The following is a 20,755-nucleotide window of genomic DNA, read 5'->3' as shown; positions in this document are numbered from 1 at the left end:
AGCGTTCACAAAGTGAAATACTGCAAAAGCTGCGTAATGCCACCCACGCGCCCCGGTCTCGTCCTCGACGAAGAAGGGGTATGCAATGCGTGCCGCTGGTACGAAAAGAAGAAGACAGTCATAGATTGGGGTGGGCGTCGTCACGAGCTTCAGAAGATTGCGGACGAAGCCAAGGCCGCGTCGCGTGGTCCCTGGGATTGCGTTGTCGGCGTTAGCGGTGGCAAAGACAGTACTTGGCAGGCCGTTTATGTGCGCGATCAACTGGGTCTCAACCCTCTGCTGGTTCAGTTTGCTGGCTCGGACGGAACCGAAGTCGGTCGCGTCAATCTTGAGAACCTAGTAAAGATGGGTTTCTCGCTGGTGAGCGTGCAGCCCAACCCGCGCATCGCACGCCAGCTCTGCAAAAAGTCCTTCTTCACCTATGGTAATATTGTCAAGTATTCTGAACATGCCTTGTACACGGCGCCATTTCGCGTGGGTATTGACTACAATATTCCACTGGTGTTTTTCGGCGAGAACCCGGCGCTAGAGGTCGGTGATCGCAATACCGACCGCCCGGGCTGGGATGCGACAGGTATCAAATTCAACAATACGCTGGGCGGCCAGGGCATCGATATCTGGTTGGGCGACGGCATTGTCGAGCGCGATCTGCTTCCGTACGCTTTCCCTAGCGACGAAGAGATGGCCAGCTGGGGTGGTCGTGGCATCTTCATGGGTTACTTCCTCGACTGGTCTGGCTGGGAAAACGCGGTATTTGCGCTAGAAAACAACTTCGAATGCGTGGACTTCGACTACCGTGATATCGGTATTCCCTACCAGCACAATTCGATCGACAGCTTCCACGCCGGTTTTGTGAACGCCATGCTCAAGTGCACAAAACTCGGCTTCGGCCACACCAGCGAGTTCACCAGCTATGACGTGCGTGCTGGTCGTCTGACGCGACCGCAGGCGATTCGATTGGTCAAGGAACTGGATGGCCGCTGCCATCCGCGTCTGGTCAAGGACTTCTGCGACTGGATCGAAATCAGTACCGATGATTTTTGGCGTGTGGCAGAGCAATTCCGCGGTCCCATGTGGAAAAAGAATGTCCAGGGACAATGGGTGTTGGATAACCCGATCTGGGAACAATACCCCTATGAAGAAAAGGCGTCTCTCGAAGAGCTGATCGCATTGATAGACCCGCGACTGAAGCTGGAGAAGAGATGATGCAATACTGCAAACGTTGCCTGTATCCAGAAAACCACCCGCTTGGCATTACGTTCAATGCACAGGGCATCTGTTCGGGCTGTCAGGTCCATGAAGAAAAGGACGGCCTCGACTGGCAGGCGCGGGAGGCCAAGCTGGCCGTCATTCTGACTAAGTATCGTGGCCGGAACTACAGCCGTCACGATTGCGTAGTGCCTATAAGTGGCGGACGCGATTCCTTCTTCATCGTGCATTTGGTCAAGAAGGTTTACGGCCTAAATCCGCTACTGGTGATGTATAACCGCCATTACAACACTAGGGCCGGCATCTATAACGTCGCGCGTCTGCGCACGGCGTTGGGTTGCGATATCGCGACGATGACGTTGGATCCTCGCTTGATCAAGCGCGTCATGCGCGCCAGCCTTGCCGAGCGCGGCAGTTTCCACTGGCATGCGCTTGCCGGTGCCACTGCTTTTCCGGTGCAGACGGCGGTGCGCATGCATATCCCGTTGGTCATCTGGGGCGCGCAGCAGGGTCTCGAGCAAGTCGGCATGTATTCGCATCTTGACGAAGTCGAAATGACGCGGCGTTACCGCAAGGAGCACGACCTCATGGGTCTCGAGGCGGAAGACTTGGTAGGTAGGCAGGGTATGAAGGAACGTGATCTGATGCCGTTCTTCTACCCCAGCGATCAGCAGATTTACAAGCATGGCGTGCGCGGGATATATCTCGGCAACTTTCATCGCTGGGACAGTAAGACCCAGCACGAGAACATGGTCCAACTCTATGGACAGTATCAAGGCAAGCTGGCACGGACATTCGACCATTACAACGATATCGACGATATGCACTACACCGGCATGCATGACATACTCAAGGTGCGCAAGGTGGGTTACGGCAAGATCGTCGATGATGCCTGTCGCGAAATTCGTTATGGCCGATTGAGCCGCGATGAGGGCATTGCCTTGGTAGCGGCGCACGAGCAAGCCGTGCCCATAAATACGACGGAACTGTCGCAATTTATCGAGATGAGTACCGATGACATCCTGAAATGCGCCGACCGTTTCCGCGACCAGCGCTTGGGCAAGGAAACCTCCTCGTATGCGCAGCGGCTTGCTGGTGACGTCAAGCCAATCGCCGATGCCGGCAAGAACTGTGTCTTCGCTAGCCATGTGCCGGATGATTTCAACGGCCCCGAAAGTGCCGAGCAGCTACTGACGCGAGGTTATTTGTGTGAGTGATCCCCGCGTCGTTATCTCCGTCGAGGGGCGTATCGCCTCCACGCGACTGCCCGGCAAAATTCTGTATCCCCTGGCGGGCAGGCCGATGATCGAACAGATCGTGCGGCGCGCCAAGCGCGCCGAGCGTGTGCATGAGGTGCTGGTGGCGACCACGGTCAACGCTGCCGATCAAGTCGTAGTGGATCTATGCCATCGCATCGGCTGCAAGGTGCATCAAGGTTCGGTGGAAGATATCAGCGAACGCATTCTGGGTGCCGCCGGCGACGCGGACATCATTGTGCAAATCACCGGCGATTGTCCGCTGGTTGATCCGGCGCTCATCGACCATGCGGTCGCTTTGCTGGTGGCGGAAAAGGCTGACTACGTGAGCAACAGTCTGCATGAGTGCACCTATCCGATCGGCTTCGATGTGCGCGCTTTCACCAGCGCGGCCTTGCGCAAGAGCATGGAACTCAGCGACGATCCTATCGATCGCGTGCATGGCAGCTACTTCATCGCGCGGCGGCCCGATCTGTTCAAGCATGTCGGTTGGGAGGCCCCGGACCATTTGCGCTATCCCGGCTTGCGCCTGACCGTGGACGAGCCTTCCGACTATGCCCTGGTGCACAAAATCTATGAAACGCTGCACCAGAGCAACGAGGCCTTTGCTGTCGAAGACATCATTGCTTTGATTCATCGTAACCCGGCGTGGGCCATGATCAACGCCGCCGTGCAACAGAAACAGGCCAGTGAAGGTTGATGAGCTCACCCTTGAGAGCTGCGGTGGTCGGTGCGGGCGCGATCGGATCAATGCTCGATGCCGGTATTTCCGACACGCCATTGACGCATGCCGGGGGCTATGCGGCGACGGGCTTCACGCTTGCCGCTTTGTTCGATACGTCTGCCGACCTTGATGCGCAGGCGAGCAAGTGGGGCGCAGCGGCTTACCGCGACTTCGATGCCATGATGCGAGAAGCCCGCCCTGAAGTGATCAGTTTCGCCGTGCCGGCTTCCGTGCGCGCCGATTTGATGCTCCAGGCCCTGAGCTACGATTGCGTCAAGGCGGTGGTCGCCGAGAAACCTTTGGCCGAGTCAATAGAGGAAGCCGCCGCAGTGATAGCTGCCTACAAGAAGCGCAACATTCCACTAGTGGTCAATTACAGCCGACGCTTTGTATTCGCTTGGCGATTGCTGGTCGGCAGCAGGGCGATTTCCGCCACCATCAAATACGCCAAGGGGATCAAGCACAATGGCACGCATGCCATCGACCTATGCCGCATGTTGTTTGGCGAATGTCTGGAAGCCGTGCCTTTGAGCGGCAAGAACGATCATTGGGACCATGATCCTACGGTTACCGCCTTTCTGCGATTCGAGCGCTGCCCGGAGGTCTTGCTGCAGGGTTTAGACGAGCGCAGTTTCACGCTGTTCGAGGTTGATGTCGTCGGCACCGACTATCGTGTCATCGTCGACCAAGATGGGCGTCGCATTCGCCGCTTCTCGCTGCAACTCGATGCCGGCGTTCCTCCGGGGCGCAGGCTGGTACAGACTTCGGAACAGGACAGCGGCGCGGCGCAGGCGATGGCCAATCTGATGCGACATGTGCGCGAGCTGTGCCAGGGTAGTACGCCGCTCTGCAGCGGCGAGGACGCTATCGCTTCCCTGAAGATCGCGGAACAGCTGTCCGCCGCGTATCAGCGGAAATAATCGATTTGCCGCTATGAGTCCCGAAACACACACGCTCTGGAGCATTTTCCTGGAAGCGCACAAGAACGTGTTGCTTTACACGGTCGATCCGGGCGCATATGCATTGGGTATGGAGTTGTCGCAGCTTCTGCAGTCCGCTGGCCATTTGCAAGGGTGGTACGCCGAAGGCTGGTCCTCGAACCGCCGACCGAAATGCCTGCCGATAGATGAGCTACCCTTGAGTCTGGTCCCCGGTTCGACTTTGTTGTTGGGTTCGCAAACCAATTTTGCGCGAACCCATCATTTCACACGTTTGGCAAAAATCTCGGGTGCCCGCAGCATTTTCGTGTTCGATCATTGGAAGAATTACGCTGAGCATTTTCAGGCCGATGCATTGCCGGACCAGATTGTGGTGCCGGACGAAATGGGAAAGGTGTTTTTGCAGCTTGCTATCGGCATGGAACATGCCGGCCGCATCAGTGTGTTGCCGCATTTGGGAATAGACGCCGCGGTGGAGAGGATTCTGGCGCACAAGATGCGTTTGCCCGGCAATATTGTCGTGCTGCTCGATCCAACCGAAGTTTCAGATGAGTTGGGGTATGACTGGCGCGGTGTGCTGCAGGAGGTCGGGCAACGGGCTCAAGCAATGCCGGCAGTCACTTTCAATATCAAACCTCACCCTCGGCAGAAACCGGAAGAAGTCCAGCATTTCGTCGATGGACTGGGCTTGCCTGGGCGACTGAAGCTCGTCGATCTGGACACCGAGGAATTGATCGCAGCTGTTGACGAAGTCTGGGGCATGACGACAATTGCGCTGGTGGCCGCGCTCAAAGCAGGCAAGATCATCAAAAGCATGCAGGGCGGCCGCAATGAAAAGGGCAAGGCCGCGTCCAACCACTATCTCGAACCCTACTTGATCTAAGGACCGGAGCGTCATGAATTCCAAACTGGCAATTTTGGGCGGAGAGCCCGCCGTCAAGCGTCCGCTGGGCGTTTTCAATGCAATTGGTCCGGAAGAGAAGGCTGCCGTCGTCGACTTTCTCGACAAGGGCACAGTGCTCTCCGGATTTCACGGTAGTGCGCGTCCGTCTTTCTTCGGCGGTGAACAGGTGCAGGCCTTCGAAGCGGCCTGGAGCGCGCGCTTCAAGACCAAGCACAGCATCTCGGTGAATTCAGCTACTTCCGGTCTGATGGCCGCGATGGGAGCCATCGGCATCGGCCCCGGCGACGAAGTCATCGTGCCTCCCTACACCATGACAGCCACCGCGGTGGCGCCGTTGATCTATGGTGGCATTCCGGTTTTTGTCGATATTGATCCGGATTATTTCTGTCTCGATCCGGTGCTGGTGGAGAAGGCGATCACCCCGGCCACTAAGGCCATCATTGCGGTGAACCTGTTCGGGCATCCGGCGGAATTGACGCGTCTGCGTGCCTTGGCTGACGCCAAAGGCTTATATCTGATCGAGGACAACGCCCAGGCTGTGATCGCAGAAGAAGACGGTAAGCTGGCCGGTACCATTGGCCACATCGGGATCTACAGCCTGAATGTTCACAAACATATCCAGGTCGGCGAAGGTGGCGTCTGTGTGACTGCAAGCGACGATTTGGCGCTGCGTCTGCAACTGATCCGCAATCACGGTGAAAATGTCATTGACTGGCTTGACGTGAAGGAGCTGAGCAATCTAGTTGGTTTCAACTATCGGATGACTGAAATTACTGCAGCGATGGCGCGTGCACAGTTAAAGAAGGTTGATGTTTTGGTCGAGCGTGTCGAGCGTGTTTGTCACGCGCTTACTGCAGGTCTATCCGATTTGCCTGGATTGACTCCTCCGAAAGTCAGGACGGGTTGTCGCCACAACTATTACATGTGGAGCGCTAGGTTTGATGCGGCGATAATAGGAACGACGCGTGAGAAATTCTCGCAGGCGCTTGAGAAAGAAGGATTCCCTAATGCGGGTGGTTATGTTCGACCAATTTATCAAATTCCTATGTTTCAACGGCAAATTGCGATTGGTAAAAATGGATTCCCTTTCAATCTTGTGGGGAAAACATATTCCGAAGGACTATGTCTGGTGACTGAGAAAATGCATAAAAAAGAACTACTTCAATTTCAACCGGTTTCGTGGGACGTAGATGAAGATCAGGTTGCGATGCTGATCGAGGCAGTACGAAAAGTATATCAACAGGCCGAATCAATTTAAATGGTCATTTGATGCCATGAAAAATTTTGAAAAAAAAGAAGTAAATATTGGCTTTTTATCCACTATCGATTCTCCTTTATTGCCACTTTTTTTGAAGGAGGCAATAGTGCACGGCGTCTCCAATATTTCTGTAATTTGTGATGCGAAATTGAGAATAGAAAAGGATTCTCAAATTTGGCAAGAACGCACTGCGGGAGAATTGGATTTTTTATGGCAAGAGTGCTCTGATGATATTTCATCAAGCCTTTCCGGCGTGCCTTTCTTTTTTGTTAAAAATCACAACGATTCAAGCACTTTGGAATTAATAAAGAAAAAGAATATAAATTGCCTAATCAATGTTGGTACTCCGAGGCGATTGTCCAAAAGCCTATTGGAGAGTGTGCGGCATGGTGTGGTGAACATTCATCCTGGAGTATTGCCTCTGTATCGAGGATGTTCCGCCGTCGAATGGGCACTGTATAACGATGAACGCATAGGGAATACTGCTCATTTCATGAGTGAAGAGTATGATGCCGGACCTGTCATTGAATTTGAGACATATGATTTTCCTCGACAGGTAAACTATTCAAAAATTCGTATTCACGTATATCGTGAGGGATGTCGGATGGCGGGGAGGGTTTTGGCGAAAATCCAGAGAGATCACCTTAGTCCAGCTGCTATGCAGCCTCAAGATGAGTCTGTTGCTCGATATTGGAATCCAATACCAAATGAAAAAATGACTTTGATTCTGGAAAAATTGTCAACGCAATCTTATAGGTATCAATGTCTTTAGCAGATGTTGTGCGTCGTCGTAAGGTCTTTGATTCGCAATGGAAATTAGAATCGTATTGGAAGCTCTGCACCAGCTAGGGCTGCTTTTGTATTCGCGTAAGCCAATTCTTTGAAGCCAAAAATATTCGAAGCCGCCACCGCAGAAGCACCATGGTTGATAGCTTCAATGAAATGGTGGTAGCTGCTGGCACCACCGCAGGCGATGATGGGGACAGAAGTTTCTTGATTAAGAACTGAAATCAATTCGAGGTCGTACCCCCCACCCATACCATCACGGTCGATTGAATGTAATAATATTTCTCCAACGCCTCTCTGATGCAGTTCATCAACCCATGAAATGATGTTCTTTTCGCTGAGAATAGAGCCATTCTTTGTGAATACTGAATAACCGGTTTGAGATAAGGCTCGATAGTCGACGGAGACGATAATGGCCTGTGAGCCGAAGCGATGGGCCGCCTGATCAATGAAGTTGGGTCGATCAACGGCGACGCTACCGAGTATGACACGGTCTGCACCCGCGTGCAGGTAATCTTCTATGTCTTCCAATGTGTGAATGTTGCCACCAACTGATAAAGGAGCAAAGCAGTTCTGCGAGATTTTTGGCAGCTGGGAGAGGAGATTGGGCGTCGTTGTGTTAGGCTGGCTGATATCCAGATAAACTACTTCATCAGCGTCCCAGTCCATGTACCGCTGCATTTGTTGCATCTCGTCGCCAATTTTGAAGTGTCGCTCGAACTGCTGACTACGGACAATACTTCCATTGCGATAAAGTAGCACGGGAATGATTCGATGAAGGCGCATCTTGACTTTCTGTTTGCAGATTGATTGGGCAGGCTACCAAAAGTGCACTAGCCTGATGTGTTCATCAGGCTAGTTGGGGCAGTTGGAGCACGTTCAGGCCGCTCATTTTTAATTGGAATTTTCCCAATAATACAGGCTTACACATGCGTGCTTCAGTGGGTTGTTGCACGGACTTCCGTTGGTAGAGCTCTTCACATAAGTAGTAAAGCGTTTTTCATGCATTTTCTGGCGCACAACCTGCTTCCACGTCTCAAGCGACTATCTTCCTTCTTTCGTGAGTTGATTGGTCTTCGTCGTACGGTAGCGATGCTGGCTTCTTCTTTGGCTCTGTCCATATTGGAACTAGGGGGGGTTGCCCTTCTGTTCCCTTTCATACAGTTGGTGACGAGCCCGGAATCCTCAGCGAAGATGTCAGCTAATTTTGCAAAAATTCCCTTTTTGCCAGCGATTCATGATCATTCATCAATTATTCTAATTGCTGGTGGAGGGCTAATTGTGTACTTCATTGGGAAGGCCATCATTTATTCGGCGCTTATCCGGTACCAGGCAGGCGTGGCTTCAGATGTAAACGTCCGTTCCACTAACCGCTTGATCGATGCAGCTTTAAACTCCCGGTACCAGCTATTTTTGGATGAAGGTGCTGTCAAGATTGCCGGTATTGGCTATTCAAATACGGTGCATGCTGCTTTACTATTTCAATGCTTGATTGCGGCTCTGAATGAAATAGTTTTTTTATTATTTATTTTTCTCTCAATACTTCTTATTGCCCCTTGGTTGGTGCTGGGGCTGTTAGTTGCCGGCTTTTTTCTAGTTGCCGGCGTATTCTCTCCAACTGCCAAAAAAGTCGCTCGTCTCGGTCATGCCACCAGAGATTTAGATGTGGCACGTCATCGTTTTGTATATGCAATGGCTAGTGCTGTACGAGATATTAAAATCATGGGTTTGGAACAGGCTTTTTCTCGTAGGAATACTGAAATTGTGCAGCAACATGTAAGTCTGTTTACCCAATATCAAACTATTTCTTCCGCACTGCGCGTTTTAGTGGAGGGAATGATGATGTGTGCGGTAATTTTGGCTTGCATCTGGTTTGCTTTTTCCGCAGGTAATCTGTCGGAATTGGCGCCTGTGCTGGCAATCATTGGACTGGTCGTAATGCGTTCGGCGCCAGCCTTAGCCCGCCTTGCCGGAAACTACAACAGTTTCCGCTTCTCATTGCCTATTGTTGAGGCTTTGTTGGACATGTATGACACTGTGGCGCGTTACACGCAAAATAAAACAGAGCACACTGTCATTTTTAGTAGAGATTATTGTGCTCGCAACCTGCACTTCTCTTACAAAGAAAAAGTGACACTTTGTGATATTTCTCTTGATATTCCATTTGGACGTGTCGTTGCCATCGTTGGTCCGTCCGGCTCAGGGAAGTCGACGCTACTGGATTTACTGGCAGGACTGCAGAAGCCATCTTCTGGAACGTTTACCTTGGATGGTAAGGATTTCGTTCCTTTTTTAAGTGCGGATTTTAGTCGGAGAATCGGCTACGTGCCTCAAAGCATTGCCCTCATGGATGCCACATTACAATTCAACATTTGTTTGGAAGAAAATCCTCATCCGGTTCGATTGCAAGATGCGATTAAGAAAGCTCATCTGGAAGGCCTGCTTCAATCCTTGTCACATGGTATTCATACGGTCATAGGTGAAGGTGGGGTGGGCTTGTCGGGAGGGCAACGTCAGCGGATTGGTATCGCCCGCGCACTTTATCGCGAGCCCTCACTGTTGATTCTCGATGAAGTGACCAGTGCGTTAGATGAAAAAACTGCTCGAGCGGTAATGCAAGAATTGCTTGAATTGCGAGGCCAGACTTCGATTTTGATCGTGTCGCATGACATGAGCGTCGTTCAAGCTGATCACGTGTATCAGATCGTGAACGGCAAATTGTCCTTTTTTACATAAATTATCTTTTAGCTTCATGAAGCTCCGATCTATATTGCATCAACTATTTCGCCGAGATCCCAGTATGCAGCCAAACTCCTGCTACGGCCAAGATGGGGAGGATCTGATTCTGAATCGATTGTTGGAAGGTAAGGCACTGGGCTTTTACGTGGATGTCGGCGCTCATCATCCGGCGCGCTTTTCTAACACTTACCTTTTTTATAAGCGAGGTTGGTTTGGCATCAATATAGATGCTATGCCCGGCTCAATGAAAAAATTCAATCAAATACGTCCTCGCGATACCAATATCGAGTGTGGCGTCGCTGGCCGAGCAGGAAAACTCAACTATTACCGTTTTAACGAGCCTGCATTAAATACGTTTGATGCTGCAGAGGCTGAGCGGAAGAACAAACCGCCCTATCGGTTGCTCGACATTGTGCAGGTTGAGGTGGAGCGCTTGGATGTTTTGTTGCGTAGGTACGTGCCGCCTAGTCAGCAAATTGATTTCTTGTCAGTTGATGTGGAGGGTAAGGATGAAGAGGTTCTTCGCTCCAATGACTGGTCATGCTACAGACCTCGCTTCATCTTGGCCGAAACGTTGCGAGCCGATATGCTGGTATTGGGCGACTGCTCTGTCGTTCAATTCCTGAGTACCGTTGGATATAAACCCGTGGGTAAGGCCTACAACACTACGTTCTTTGTGCGGGAGCAAGACTGATGTCTTTGCCCATGTCCTGCCCCGTTTGTGGTGGCAGTGTTTTTGCTCTAGGTGCAGAAGTCTTTGATGATCGCTACGGTGAGCCGAACCGATACCAGTTGGCGTGTTGCAATTCCTGTGGACATGTAGCTACCGAGCCTCGGTTTCATGAAGCCGATCTGCCGAGACTTTATGGGACTTACTACCCGCGCAAAAAAATAAGAGCGTTTGATGTCACCGCTCAAGCGGCCGAAGTGAGGTCTTCCTTCGCCAGCCTTAAACGCTGGTGGAATGGGACCAATAATCAAGGCCAGTACACTGTTCGCTCCGGCGAGATCATGCTTGACGTAGGCTGTGGCAGCGGTGTTTCTCTGCTCGAAGCGAAGGCATTGGGCGCAACGGCCTTTGGCATAGAAGCGGACCCGAATGTGAAGCCGATTGCCGCCGCCTTGGGTCTCAAAATTCACTTTGGCAGTCTGCAGGATAAGCCTTTCCCAGATCAGTCTTTTGATCTCATAGTCATGAATCAAGTTATCGAACATCTACCCGATCCCGATCTGACTTTGCAGACTCTGCGCGAGAGACTGATGCCCAATGGTCGCATGGTGCTGGTGTTTCCGAACACAGCTTCGCTCTGGCGACGTTTGTCCGGTAGCCGTTGGATCAATTGGCACATTCCCTATCATCTGCATCATTTTGATCGCAAGAGCTTTACGCGTATGGCCAAGCATTGCGGACTCGAAGTCGTTCGTTCCCGCACCATCACTCCGAACGTGTGGACGCTGCTGCAGTTGCGCGCCAACCGCTATCAGCCGCAGCGAGGCCAGCCCAGTCCGATCTGGATGGTGGCGAACCGCTCAGAGTCAGCGCCTGTCACCGCTCGCAAGTTCGGCCCCCTGCGCGGTCTGATACGCGTGGGTGCACTGAGTCTTTTCGCTGTCTTTAATCGCATAGTCGATTTGTTCGGCATGGGCGACAGCCTGTTGGTCGAGTTGCGTAGGAGCGAGCAGTGACTGTTTATGCCGTGGTTCCTGTGTTCAATCGGCTGGCGATGACGCAATCGCTGGTAGTCTGTTTGCACAAGCAGATATTGAATCAGCCCTTGCGCATGCTGGTGGTGAATGATGGCTCCAGCGACGGCACGGCTGAATGGTTGGCGGAACAGCATGATGTCGAGGTCCTGAATGGGGATGGCTCGTTGTTCTGGGGCGGGGCGGTGGATCTGGCGCTGCGCCATCTGCAAGCCAAGGCGACCGAGAACGATTGGGTTCTGCTGATCAACAACGATACCACTGTGACCGAGGATTTCATTCAGCGCCTGCTCGACACTGCGTTGGCTAATGCACCGGCTGCCGTGGGCAGCGTGATCCGCGATGAGGCCGATCATGCGCGTTTGCTATCCATAGGAGCCCAAGTGAGCGCCTGGCGGCTGCTGACGCGTGATTTTCTCGACAAGGCGAAAATTGTGCCGGTGTCCGACGTGGTGATGGAGGTCGATGCCCTGTCCGGGCGAGGCGTGTTATTTCCCTTCGCCGGCTTGAATGCCGCCGGTGGCATGCGGCCGCGTGTGCTGCCACACTATCTGGCCGATTACGAAGTGTCTTTGCGGGTGCGCAAACGCGGTTGGCGTCTGCTGGTATCGACAGCCGCCGCTGTCTATTCCAGTGAGGATTACGGCAACACGCGTCGCCAGCCGTCCTTGCGCGACCAACTCTTTTTGGTACGCTCGCCGCTGTATCTGCCCGCCCTGCTGGTGTTCTGGTGGGAGGCTAGCAATTGGCTGCAGCGCCTCACGTTGCCCTTGCGTCTGCCTCTGTTCCTACTTTTTCCGCGTCTGCGCAAACCCCAGACATGAAGCTCCTTATTGTCGATACCTACTATGCGGCTTTTCTGGCGCGTTTCTATGCCCGGCAAGACGGTCTCGCCGCCGCGGACTATCAGAGTCAGCTGCAGATCTTGCTGAATGCCTGCTTCGGCACTTCAGACTTCTATAGCCGTCACTTGAATGCGCTGGGGTGTGAGGCCTCGGATCTGGTCGTCAATTCCGTGCCGCTGCAGCAGCGCTGGGCAAGCGACAACAAGGTGCCGCTGTCGCAGTTGGCGCTCAAGGTGCCGCACCGTCTGTTCCGTGTGCCTGTGCTCGGAAAGTTCCTCGCCGGTCTACCGGGACTCATGGACGTGGCAGTCGCCCAGATTAAGCAGGCCAAACCCGACGTGCTGTATTGCCAAGATCTGTCATTCTTCCCTGGCGAGGTGCTGCGCGAATTGAAGCAGCATGTACGCCTGATCGTCGGGCAGATTGCTTGCCCACTGCCACCTGAGTCATTTCTCAAAGGCTACGATCTGATTCTGACGTCTTTCCCCCACTTCGTGGATCGCTTGCGCGCGCTTGGAGTGAGTTCCGAGTATTTTCGCATTGGTTTCGACGAACGCGTGTTGTCGCTGTTGGGTGAAGTGAAAAAGGACATCGATTTTAGTTTTGTCGGCGGCATCAGCCGCCATCACGGTGGCGCGATTCCGCTGCTTGAATATCTGACGGATCAAACCGACATGCGTGTATTCGGCTATGGGGCCGACAGCCTGCCTGCTTCATCGCCCTTGCGTCAGTGTCATGGCGGAGAGGTCTGGGGCCTAGATATGTACCGCGCTTTGGCTCGCAGCCGCATCACCCTGAACCGCCATATCAATGTTGCTGAGAACAACGCCAATAATATGCGCCTCTACGAGGCCACCGGTGTGGGCGCCATGCTGCTAACCGACCGCAAAGACAACCTCCACGTGCTCTTCGATATCGACCGGGAAGTCGTGTCCTATTCCAGCAAGGAAGAGGCAGTTGAACTGGTGCGACACTATCTGGACCATCCAGGAGAAGCCGCGCAGATCGCTCAGGCCGGTCAGGCGAGGACTCGACGTGAGCATACCTATGCGCAGCGCATGCAAGAGCTGGTGCCTCTGCTCAGGCGTTATCTGGGATGAAAATGAAGACTACGGTCATTTTCCTGTTGAATTGTTTTCCTTCGCTCAAACGTGGGCTCAAAAGCGTACGTGACCTTCTGTTCCCCAATGCTGCGGTTTCAGCGCACTATGTTTCGCTAAAGGGCGCTGAGGCCGATACCGAAGGCCAGCGTCTACGCGCCGCTTGGCAAGACAATGCCTTGCCACAAAGACAGCGTGAGCTAGTGGAACAGCAGTTGCTTCAATACCGTAACGGCGCACGCATCGATGTATTTGACGTATTTGCGGATTCCGTACGTGCACTCCCGGAGTTGTCGCAAGGCATGTCTCTGCTTGAGATCGGTTGTTCCAGCGGTTTTTATTCCGAAGTGATAGAGCTTGCCGAGCTTCCGGTGAAATACGCCGGCTGCGATTATTCCGATGCTTTTATCCGTTTGGCACGCGAAAAGTATCCATTCATTAATTTTTCGGTTGAAGACGCCACCGCCTTGCGGTACTCTGACAAGAGTTTTGATGTTGCAGTCTCTGGATGCTGTCTGCTGCATATTCCGGAATATACCAAGGCGGTCGAAGAAACTGCGCGCGTCGCGGGGCGTTATGCCATTTTTCACCGTACCCCCGTCGTATGGGGACGGCCTGAGCAGTGGTATCGGAAGCAGGCATATGGTGTTGAGACCGTGGAGATCCATTTTAATGAATCTGAGTTTCTCGTATTGCTTGCCGAGAATGAGTTAGAGCTCATCGCTACCTACACGCTGCATGAGGAAAAGTCGGATACCGACTGCGCTCAGGGTCAGGCAATTCGCACTTATGTGTGCAAGAAGAAAGACCAATGAGCACACGCTATTTCTGTACGCTGTTTGACAGCGGGTATCTAGTCAAGGGGCTAGCGATGATACGCAGTCTGGCGCGCTTTTGCCCTAGCATGAAAATCTATGTGCTGTGCATGGACGCGCAAACCAAACAGATCCTCGAGCATCTCGATCTGCCTTTTGTAAATTGCGTCGTGTTGGCTGAAGTCGAGAATGAAGAGTTGCTGAAGGCAAAGGCCGACCGCGGTGTGGCCGAGTACTGCTGGACTTTGTCGTCCTGCTTCACTTGGCATGTCATGCAGAGCTATCCGGAAATTGATTTCCTTACCTACGTGGACGCTGACTTGCTGTTCTATTCGAATGTACAGCCACTGTTTGACGAAATCGGCGATGCCTCCATAGCCATCATCGAGCACCGTTTCACCGAGCGCCTCAAGGACCGCGAAGTCAATGGCCGCTTCTGCGTGGAGTGGGACAGTTTTCGCCGCGACGAACAGGGCCTAGCTTGCCTTTCGCGTTGGCGCGAGCAGTGCATCGAGTGGTGCTATTACCGTCTTGAAGATGGCAAGATGGGGGATCAGAAGTATCTGGATGAGTGGCCTAGCCGCTATTCTTCCTGTCATATTCTCCTGCATTCAGGTGCAGGCATTGCGCCCTGGAACTATGCGCAATATCAGTTTGGTAAGAATGAGATGGGCGATATTACAGTGGAGGGGGCCCCGCTTATTTTTTATCACTTTCATCAATTCCAATTGCTGGACAACGGCAAGTTTGATCGACTGTCCACCTTCTACACGTCCGAGTTGGCCGAACCGGCTGCGGTGTATCAGGTCTATGAAGCGGAACTAAAGAAGTGTCTCGCCGATGTGCGAACTGTGGTGCCGGATTTCAAGGGCGGCTTAAAACCCGTATCCAGCGTGCGCGGTCGCCGCTTTATCCAGCAGTTTGTGCCCATGTGGGCCAAGGAAATCGCGCGTCGCTTCCTGCGCTACTGATTCATGGGCTCCGAACCGTTAATCTCCGTTATTACCGTCTGCTTCAACAGTGCACCAACCTTGGCGCGGGCGCTGCAGTCAGTCGCAGATCAAGATTGGGTCAAAGTCGAGCATATTGTTATCGATGGTGCGTCTGTTGATGAAACTAGAGAAATCGTTGAGGGCTTTCCACATGTCGCTCAATTCGTCAGCGAACCCGATAAGGGAATCTATGACGCGATGAACAAGGGCCTAGATCGCGCTAATGGAGATATTGTCTGTTTCCTGAATGCCGATGATCACTATGCCTCCCACGCTGTATTTTCACATGTGATCGCGCAGATGCGTGAGCATAAGTTGGATGCTCTAATGGGCGACGTGGGGTTTTTTCATGAGGTAAATCCGTCGCGTTTGGTGCGCCGCTATAGCTCCGGGCGCTTCACCCCAGATCGTTTGGCTTGGGGTTGGATGCCAGCACATCCAGCATTGTTTCTGAGTCGCGCGGTGGTGGAGCGCGTTGGGCGTTTCAAGATTGACTATCACATTGCCGGCGACTTTGAATTCATTGTGCGGGCCTTTTACGGACAAAGTTTGCGCTACCTTCATCTACCCGAGGTGCTTGTTCGAATGCAGAGCGGTGGCGTGAGTACTAGCGGTGCAAAGGCAACCATGCAGATGAATCGTGAGATGCTGCGGGCTTGCAGGTCCAACCGTATTTACAGCAACTGGGTAAGGTTGCTGTCACGTTATCCTTTGAAGGTCCTTGAATTTCTGTGGCCATCTCAATGAATTCGATGTCGCAGCCCGGTCGAGTGTTGATAACTGGGAGTACTGGTTTTGTAGGGCGTGCGTTAATGCAGAAGATGGGCCCATGGGCGCCGGAAACAGCCACCCGCGGAGAGTGGATGTCGGGTGCAGTAGCCATGAATGATATCCGCGGGGTCGTGCATCTCGCCGCTCGTGTGCATGTTATGCGCGAAGATCAGTCTGAGCCTCTTACTGCCTTTCGTGCGGCAAATGTGGATGGAACCATGCGCTTGGCACATCAAGCCGCCGCAGCGGGTGTCAGGCGGTTTGTATTTGTGAGTTCGGTGAAAGTTAATGGTGAGAGTACATCCCCTGGGCATGCTTTTACCGAGACCGATCGGCCCGCTCCACAAGATGCCTATGGGCAAAGCAAATATGAAGCGGAAATGGCCTTACGTCAGCTTGCAATTGATTCTGGCATGGAGGTCACGATTGTTCGGCCTCCTTTGGTGTATGGCCCCGGAGTAAAGGCTAACTTTGCAACGTTAATGAGCGCAGTTCAACGCGGATTACCATTGCCTCTTGGCTGCATCGAAAATCAACGCAGTTTGATCGGTTTGGATAATTTGGTAGATTTTTTACTAGTTTGCTTGCACCATCCAAAGGCAGCAAACCAAACATTCCTTATAAGTGATGCGCAGGATGTGTCAGTCGCTGAACTGATAAGGAGTCTGGCTCGAGCTTGTGGTAGGCCTGCCTATCTCTTGCCGGTACCTGTTTGGATTTTAAAGTCCTTTGCCACTTTTTCTGGAAGGCAAGATGTGGTGAGTCGTCTGGTCGCAGATTTGCAAGTAGATATTTCGAAAGCACGTGATGTGCTGGGGTGGACGCCACCCGTTTCTCTAAACGAAGGTTTGTGTCGTGCGTTTCAAGGGATGGATCGCACATGAAGAGGCTATTTGATGTCATCGCTGCAACCACCAGCTTATTTCTTTTATTGCTGCCGATGCTTGTAATCGCTCTCGCAGTGCGGTTCAGTTCTCGAGGGCCAATTTGGTATTGGTCGAATAGGGTCGGAAGAAATAATCAATTATTTAAAATGCCAAAATTCCGTAGCATGCGTGTTGACACGCCTGCGGTGGCCACTCATTTGTTGGAAGAACCAGATCGGTGGCTGACACCCATAGGTTCTTTTCTACGAAAGAGCAGTTTAGATGAGCTCCCTCAGCTATGGTGTATTTTGCACGGCGACATGAGTTTTGTGGGCCCCCGCCCCGCGCTATTTAACCAGGACGATTTGATAAACCTCCGAACTACCAAAGGCGTCCATGTCCTGGTACCCGGTTTGACGGGCTGGGCACAAATCAATGGGCGTGATGAATTACCTATTCCTCAAAAAGTTGCGTTGGATGAAGAGTATTTAAAGCGGCATTCGTTGAGTTTGGATTTGAAGATAATTGCCCTTACCATTGGCAAAGTTCTAAAGCGAGAAAGTGTCATTCATTGACTTCATTTCATAACAGGAGAAATTTGTGAATAATCTGATCGATATCCAAAGCCAAATCGAAAAACTGCAAAAGCAGGCCAGTGAAATCAAGGCCAAGGAATTTCATAGTACTGTGCAAGATATCTTGGCCAAGATGCAGGCGTTTGGCATTACTGTTAAGGATTTGCAAGGTGCAAAGCCTGCCAAGGCCGTGAAGGGTGTGCGTGGCAAGAAGGCCGCAACTGCCAAATCTCCAAAAGCCAGTAAAACTGCGGGTGTTGCTGTCGCTCCCAAATACCGTGGTCCCAATGGTGAAACCTGGTCTGGCCGTGGGTTGACCCCCAAATGGTTGTCCACTCTGATTGCACAGGGGCAAACCAAGGAATCTTTCGCTATTAATGCTCAATAGCCGTTGGGTTTTGGCTTGGCCTCGCACGGCCAAGCGCCTGGCGGTCATGGCGCTGGATGTGGTCTTGGCGGTAGTAGCCACTTGGATCGCCTACGCCCTGCGCCTGGACAATACTTATTACCCTGTTGGGCAACAATGGTGGGTGTATGGCATTGCCCCAATGTTGGCGATTCCCATTTTTGTGCGCTTCGGTTTGTATCGGGCGATCTTCCGTTACACCGGGCAAGCTGCATTGGTTGCAACGGGTAAAGCTGTCGCCCTGTATGCCTTGTTGCTGACGTTTGTACTGCTGTGGCAGCAATGGCTTGGTGTGCCTCGCAGTTTGGGTTTATTGCAGCCCATTGTATTTTTACTATTAGTCGGTGCCAGCCGGGCATGTGCCCGGTTTTGGTTGGCGGGTTTGGCGGGGCAATCCCTGGGCAAAGCCGGGCGCCTCTTGATATTTGGTGCTGGGTCTGCGGGGGCCCAAACCGCAGCGGCGCTGGGCTTGGCCCGTCACTACATTCTGGTTGGCTTCGTCGACGACGACAGTAGTAAAAACGGACGCAGCATCAATGGCGTCGCCGTACATTCCGCAGACAAACTGCTGCAGTTGGTGCATGGCGAGGGCATCACCGACATCCTCCTCGCCATGCCCAACGCTACCCGCGAGCGGCGCAACCAGATCATTGAGTCCTTGCAAGGGTTGCCGGTACATGTGCGCACGCTACCTAGCATGGCGGATCTCGCCAGCGGGAAGGTCACGGTCCAAGACATCCACGAATTGGATATTGAAGATCTTCTGGGGCGTGAGCCTGTGCAGCCCAATGTGGCTCTGCTGGCCAAAGACCTGGCAGGCCAAGTGGTTCTGGTCTCCGGCGCCGGTGGCAGCATCGGTGGCGAGTTGACCCGCCAGATCGCCTTGCAGCAACCGCGTCAGCTCCTGTTGCTGGACCATAACGAATTCGGCCTCTATGCCATCCACCAAGAGCTGGAAGCCATTTGCGCTGCCCAGCAATTACAAGTTGAGCTGATCCCGTTGCTGGGCAGCGTGACGAATCCAGAGCGCCTGCGCGCGATTTGCGAAACCTACCGTCCGGCCACCGTCTACCACGCAGCCGCCTACAAGCACGTCCCCATGGTGGAGGACAACCCGGGCGAGGGCGTTCGCAACAACGTATTTGGCACACTGAACATGGCGCAGGCTGCAGCGGCCAGTGGCACCAAACGCTTCGTGTTAATTAGCACGGACAAGGCGGTCCGCCCCACCAATGTGATGGGCGCCACCAAGCGTGTGGCCGAACTGGTGCTGCAGGCGTTGGCCGATGCGAATACGGGAACCTGTTTTTCCATGGTCCGCTTCGGCAATGTGCTGGGTTCCAGCGGCAGCGTAGTGCCTCTGTTCCGAAAGCAGCTCGCTACGGGCGGCCCATTGACGGTGACCCATGAAGAAGTCACACGCTATTTCATGACCATTCCCGAAGCCGCGCAGCTGGTGCTGCAGGCCGGCGCCATGGGGCAAGGGGGCGATGTGTTTGTGCTGGACATGGGCCAGCCGGTCAAGATCATGGACCTGGCCCGGCGCATGGTGCAGCTCTCTGGCCTGTCGGTACGCGATGCCGCACACCCCACCGGAGATATCGAGATCGCCGTCACCGGCCTGCGCGTGGGCGAGAAGCTGTACGAAGAATTGCTGATTGGCGACAACCCCCAGCTCACAGCCCACCCGCGCATCATGAAAGCGCATGAGCCATTCATGCTCTGGGCGGCGCTGCAGCAAGAGCTGCAGGTGCTGGAGGACGCGGCGAATGCCAATGATGTGGCCGCCATCAAAGCCTTCATGTCCCAGCACGTGCAGGGCTACCAGCCAGCCTAATCGCTCTGCCGTAGGGATGCCGCAAGGATCTGTCCCGGCAATGCGGCACAATTTGCGCTTCACTCCCCGATTCACTACGGACCCTGACCATGTCTGACACCAGCGCACCGTCTTCCATCGCCCCTTTTGACAAAGCCCAGATCCTGGCCCAGGCCTTGCCCTACATCCGCAAGTTCCATGGCAAGACCATGGTCATCAAGTACGGTGGCAACGCCATGACCGACCCGGCCTTGCAAAAAGCCTTTGCCGAAGACGTGGTGCTGCTGAAGCTGGTGGGCATCAACCCGGTGGTGGTGCACGGCGGTGGCCCGCAGATTGAGAGCGCGCTCAAACGCCTGGGCATGCAGGGCCAGTTTATCCAGGGCATGCGTGTCACCGATGCGCCGACCATGGAAGTGGTGGAGTGGGTGCTGGGGGGTGAAGTGCAGCAGGACATCGTGGGTCTGATCAACCAGGCCGGCGGCAAGGCCGTGGGCCTGACTGGGCGCGATGGCGCCATGATCCGCGCGCGCAAGCTCAAGATGCTGGACAACACCGACCCGAACAAGGAACACGATGTGGGCCAGGTCGGCGACATCGTCAGCGTGGACCCCAGCGTGGTCAAGGCGTTGCAAGATGATGCCTTCATCCCCGTCATCAGCCCCATCGGCTTTGGCGAGCACAACGAAAGCTACAACATCAACGCTGACGTCGTGGCCGCCAAGCTGGCCACGGTGTTACAGGCCGAAAAGCTCATGATGCTGACCAACATCAGTGGCGTGCTCGACAAGGCCGGCCAGCTTATGACGGACCTGACCGCCAAGCGCATCGACGAGCTGTTTGCCGACGGCACCATCAGCGGCGGCATGCTGCCCAAGATCGCCGGCGCGCTGGATGCAGCCAAGAGCGGCGTCAACTCGGTGCACATCATCGATGGGCGCGTGCCGCACGTGCTGTTGCTCGAAATCCTGACTGACCAGGCCTTCGGCACCATGATTCGTTCGCACTGATTGCTATTGAATCAATAGCTGCTTGCGCAATATCTACGGGG

At 53.5% G+C, this 20,755-nt stretch carries 21 protein-coding genes; 20 read left to right on the top strand and 1 reads right to left on the bottom strand.

The annotated features are described in order from the left end of the window. Positions 1 to 12: 12 nt before the first annotated feature. The 7 genes from J2X15_RS06570 to J2X15_RS06540 are packed head-to-tail and all read left to right on the top strand — an operon-like array spanning position 13 to position 7,061. Positions 13 to 1,206, top strand: coding sequence for an N-acetyl sugar amidotransferase (locus J2X15_RS06570; RefSeq protein ID WP_310340558.1), 1,194 nt, complete (start codon positions 13 to 15; stop codon positions 1,204 to 1,206). Further along, a complete protein-coding gene (locus J2X15_RS06565; RefSeq protein ID WP_310340555.1) occupies positions 1,206 to 2,426 on the top strand; it encodes an N-acetyl sugar amidotransferase in 1,221 nt (406 codons plus the stop codon). The genes J2X15_RS06570 and J2X15_RS06565 overlap by 1 nt, the downstream gene beginning before the upstream one ends. Continuing rightward, the gene (locus J2X15_RS06560; RefSeq protein ID WP_310340552.1) at positions 2,419 to 3,165 is read left to right on the top strand and encodes a cytidylyltransferase domain-containing protein; all 747 of its coding nucleotides are present in this window, start codon (positions 2,419 to 2,421) and stop codon (positions 3,163 to 3,165) included. Before J2X15_RS06565 ends, J2X15_RS06560 begins: the two co-directional genes overlap by 8 nt. Then, entirely contained in the window at positions 3,165 to 4,109 is a 945-nt protein-coding gene (locus tag J2X15_RS06555) for a Gfo/Idh/MocA family protein (protein ID WP_310340551.1), read from the top strand. Before J2X15_RS06560 ends, J2X15_RS06555 begins: the two co-directional genes overlap by 1 nt. A gap of 13 nt (positions 4,110 to 4,122) precedes the next feature. Further along, the gene (locus tag J2X15_RS06550; RefSeq protein WP_310340549.1) at positions 4,123 to 5,010 is read left to right on the top strand and encodes a hypothetical protein; all 888 of its coding nucleotides are present in this window, start codon (positions 4,123 to 4,125) and stop codon (positions 5,008 to 5,010) included. A gap of 13 nt (positions 5,011 to 5,023) precedes the next feature. Further along, positions 5,024 to 6,289, top strand: a complete 1,266-nt coding sequence (locus tag J2X15_RS06545) for a DegT/DnrJ/EryC1/StrS family aminotransferase (RefSeq protein ID WP_310340547.1) — start codon at positions 5,024 to 5,026, stop codon at positions 6,287 to 6,289. A gap of 16 nt (positions 6,290 to 6,305) precedes the next feature. Beyond that, positions 6,306 to 7,061 carry a formyltransferase family protein gene (locus J2X15_RS06540; protein WP_310340544.1) on the top strand — a complete coding sequence of 252 codons (756 nt, stop codon included), beginning with the start codon at positions 6,306 to 6,308 and terminating at the stop codon, positions 7,059 to 7,061. 44 nt (positions 7,062 to 7,105) lie between these two features. Here the strand turns inward: J2X15_RS06540 and hisF are convergent, their stop codons facing one another. Further along, entirely contained in the window at positions 7,106 to 7,837 is a 732-nt protein-coding gene (gene hisF, locus J2X15_RS06535) for an imidazole glycerol phosphate synthase subunit HisF (protein ID WP_310340541.1), read from the bottom strand. A 240-nt stretch (positions 7,838 to 8,077) separates the two neighbouring features. Between hisF and J2X15_RS06530 the strand changes: the two genes are divergently transcribed. From J2X15_RS06530 to argB, 13 genes are all read left to right on the top strand, one after another. Further along, positions 8,078 to 9,811 (top strand): ATP-binding cassette domain-containing protein, encoded by a 1,734-nt coding sequence (locus J2X15_RS06530; protein WP_310340538.1) that lies wholly within the window; start codon positions 8,078 to 8,080, stop codon positions 9,809 to 9,811. Between the two features lie 64 nt (positions 9,812 to 9,875). Then, positions 9,876 to 10,508, top strand: coding sequence for an FkbM family methyltransferase (locus J2X15_RS06525; protein ID WP_310340536.1), 633 nt, complete (start codon positions 9,876 to 9,878; stop codon positions 10,506 to 10,508). Next, complete coding sequence (locus J2X15_RS06520) at positions 10,508 to 11,500, top strand: class I SAM-dependent methyltransferase (protein ID WP_310340534.1); 993 nt, start codon at positions 10,508 to 10,510, stop codon at positions 11,498 to 11,500. The genes J2X15_RS06525 and J2X15_RS06520 overlap by 1 nt, the downstream gene beginning before the upstream one ends. Next, entirely contained in the window at positions 11,497 to 12,342 is an 846-nt protein-coding gene (locus J2X15_RS06515) for a glycosyltransferase family 2 protein (protein ID WP_310340533.1), read from the top strand. The genes J2X15_RS06520 and J2X15_RS06515 overlap by 4 nt, the downstream gene beginning before the upstream one ends. Next, a complete protein-coding gene (locus J2X15_RS06510; protein ID WP_310340530.1) occupies positions 12,339 to 13,463 on the top strand; it encodes a glycosyltransferase family protein in 1,125 nt (374 codons plus the stop codon). The genes J2X15_RS06515 and J2X15_RS06510 overlap by 4 nt, the downstream gene beginning before the upstream one ends. Next, positions 13,460 to 14,278, top strand: coding sequence for a class I SAM-dependent methyltransferase (locus J2X15_RS06505; RefSeq protein ID WP_310340527.1), 819 nt, complete (start codon positions 13,460 to 13,462; stop codon positions 14,276 to 14,278). The genes J2X15_RS06510 and J2X15_RS06505 overlap by 4 nt, the downstream gene beginning before the upstream one ends. Further along, complete coding sequence (locus J2X15_RS06500) at positions 14,275 to 15,249, top strand: glycosyltransferase family protein (RefSeq protein ID WP_310340525.1); 975 nt, start codon at positions 14,275 to 14,277, stop codon at positions 15,247 to 15,249. Before J2X15_RS06505 ends, J2X15_RS06500 begins: the two co-directional genes overlap by 4 nt. A 3-nt stretch (positions 15,250 to 15,252) precedes the next feature. Next, positions 15,253 to 16,017 (top strand): glycosyltransferase family 2 protein, encoded by a 765-nt coding sequence (locus tag J2X15_RS06495; protein ID WP_310340524.1) that lies wholly within the window; start codon positions 15,253 to 15,255, stop codon positions 16,015 to 16,017. After that, a complete protein-coding gene (locus tag J2X15_RS06490) occupies positions 16,014 to 16,925 on the top strand; it encodes a UDP-glucose 4-epimerase family protein (protein WP_310340522.1) in 912 nt (303 codons plus the stop codon). The genes J2X15_RS06495 and J2X15_RS06490 overlap by 4 nt, the downstream gene beginning before the upstream one ends. Next, positions 16,922 to 17,482 carry a sugar transferase gene (locus J2X15_RS06485; protein ID WP_310340519.1) on the top strand — a complete coding sequence of 187 codons (561 nt, stop codon included), beginning with the start codon at positions 16,922 to 16,924 and terminating at the stop codon, positions 17,480 to 17,482. Before J2X15_RS06490 ends, J2X15_RS06485 begins: the two co-directional genes overlap by 4 nt. Before the next feature lie 25 nt (positions 17,483 to 17,507). Continuing rightward, entirely contained in the window at positions 17,508 to 17,870 is a 363-nt protein-coding gene (locus tag J2X15_RS06480; RefSeq protein WP_310340517.1) for an H-NS histone family protein, read from the top strand. After that, positions 17,860 to 19,725 (top strand): polysaccharide biosynthesis protein, encoded by a 1,866-nt coding sequence (locus tag J2X15_RS06475; RefSeq protein ID WP_310340515.1) that lies wholly within the window; start codon positions 17,860 to 17,862, stop codon positions 19,723 to 19,725. Before J2X15_RS06480 ends, J2X15_RS06475 begins: the two co-directional genes overlap by 11 nt. Before the next feature lie 89 nt (positions 19,726 to 19,814). Continuing rightward, positions 19,815 to 20,714: an acetylglutamate kinase gene (gene argB, locus J2X15_RS06470; RefSeq protein ID WP_310340514.1), complete on the top strand. Its 900-nt coding sequence runs from the start codon at positions 19,815 to 19,817 to the stop codon at positions 20,712 to 20,714. The last annotated feature ends 41 nt before the right edge of the window (positions 20,715 to 20,755 follow it).

The sequence above is a fragment of the Rhodoferax saidenbachensis genome, from assembly GCF_031457975.1.
Taxonomy (GTDB): Bacteria; Pseudomonadota; Gammaproteobacteria; order Burkholderiales; family Burkholderiaceae_C; genus Allorhodoferax; species Allorhodoferax saidenbachensis_A.
The sequence above is the reverse complement of the archived record's forward strand: the minus strand, read 5'-3'. Positions and strand labels throughout refer to the sequence as shown.

What these genes read in the sequence shown, in the direction of transcription:
- J2X15_RS06530 (WP_310340538.1), top strand. Translation starts at nt 8,078, where the DNA reads ATGCATTTTCTGGCGCACAACCTGCTTCCACGTCTCAAGCGACTATCT.
- J2X15_RS06540 (WP_310340544.1), top strand. Translation starts at nt 6,306, where the DNA reads ATGAAAAATTTTGAAAAAAAAGAAGTAAATATTGGCTTTTTATCCACT.
- J2X15_RS06550 (WP_310340549.1), top strand. Translation starts at nt 4,123, where the DNA reads ATGAGTCCCGAAACACACACGCTCTGGAGCATTTTCCTGGAAGCGCAC.
- argB (WP_310340514.1), top strand. Translation starts at nt 19,815, where the DNA reads ATGTCTGACACCAGCGCACCGTCTTCCATCGCCCCTTTTGACAAAGCC.
- J2X15_RS06555 (WP_310340551.1), top strand. Translation starts at nt 3,165, where the DNA reads ATGAGCTCACCCTTGAGAGCTGCGGTGGTCGGTGCGGGCGCGATCGGA.
- J2X15_RS06500 (WP_310340525.1), top strand. Translation starts at nt 14,275, where the DNA reads ATGAGCACACGCTATTTCTGTACGCTGTTTGACAGCGGGTATCTAGTC.
- J2X15_RS06510 (WP_310340530.1), top strand. Translation starts at nt 12,339, where the DNA reads ATGAAGCTCCTTATTGTCGATACCTACTATGCGGCTTTTCTGGCGCGT.
- J2X15_RS06565 (WP_310340555.1), top strand. Translation starts at nt 1,206, where the DNA reads ATGCAATACTGCAAACGTTGCCTGTATCCAGAAAACCACCCGCTTGGC.
- J2X15_RS06490 (WP_310340522.1), top strand. Translation starts at nt 16,014, where the DNA reads ATGAATTCGATGTCGCAGCCCGGTCGAGTGTTGATAACTGGGAGTACT.
- J2X15_RS06520 (WP_310340534.1), top strand. Translation starts at nt 10,508, where the DNA reads ATGTCTTTGCCCATGTCCTGCCCCGTTTGTGGTGGCAGTGTTTTTGCT.
- J2X15_RS06485 (WP_310340519.1), top strand. Translation starts at nt 16,922, where the DNA reads ATGAAGAGGCTATTTGATGTCATCGCTGCAACCACCAGCTTATTTCTT.
- J2X15_RS06475 (WP_310340515.1), top strand. Translation starts at nt 17,860, where the DNA reads ATGCTCAATAGCCGTTGGGTTTTGGCTTGGCCTCGCACGGCCAAGCGC.
- J2X15_RS06525 (WP_310340536.1), top strand. Translation starts at nt 9,876, where the DNA reads ATGCAGCCAAACTCCTGCTACGGCCAAGATGGGGAGGATCTGATTCTG.
- J2X15_RS06495 (WP_310340524.1), top strand. Translation starts at nt 15,253, where the DNA reads ATGGGCTCCGAACCGTTAATCTCCGTTATTACCGTCTGCTTCAACAGT.
- J2X15_RS06545 (WP_310340547.1), top strand. Translation starts at nt 5,024, where the DNA reads ATGAATTCCAAACTGGCAATTTTGGGCGGAGAGCCCGCCGTCAAGCGT.
- J2X15_RS06505 (WP_310340527.1), top strand. Translation starts at nt 13,460, where the DNA reads ATGAAAATGAAGACTACGGTCATTTTCCTGTTGAATTGTTTTCCTTCG.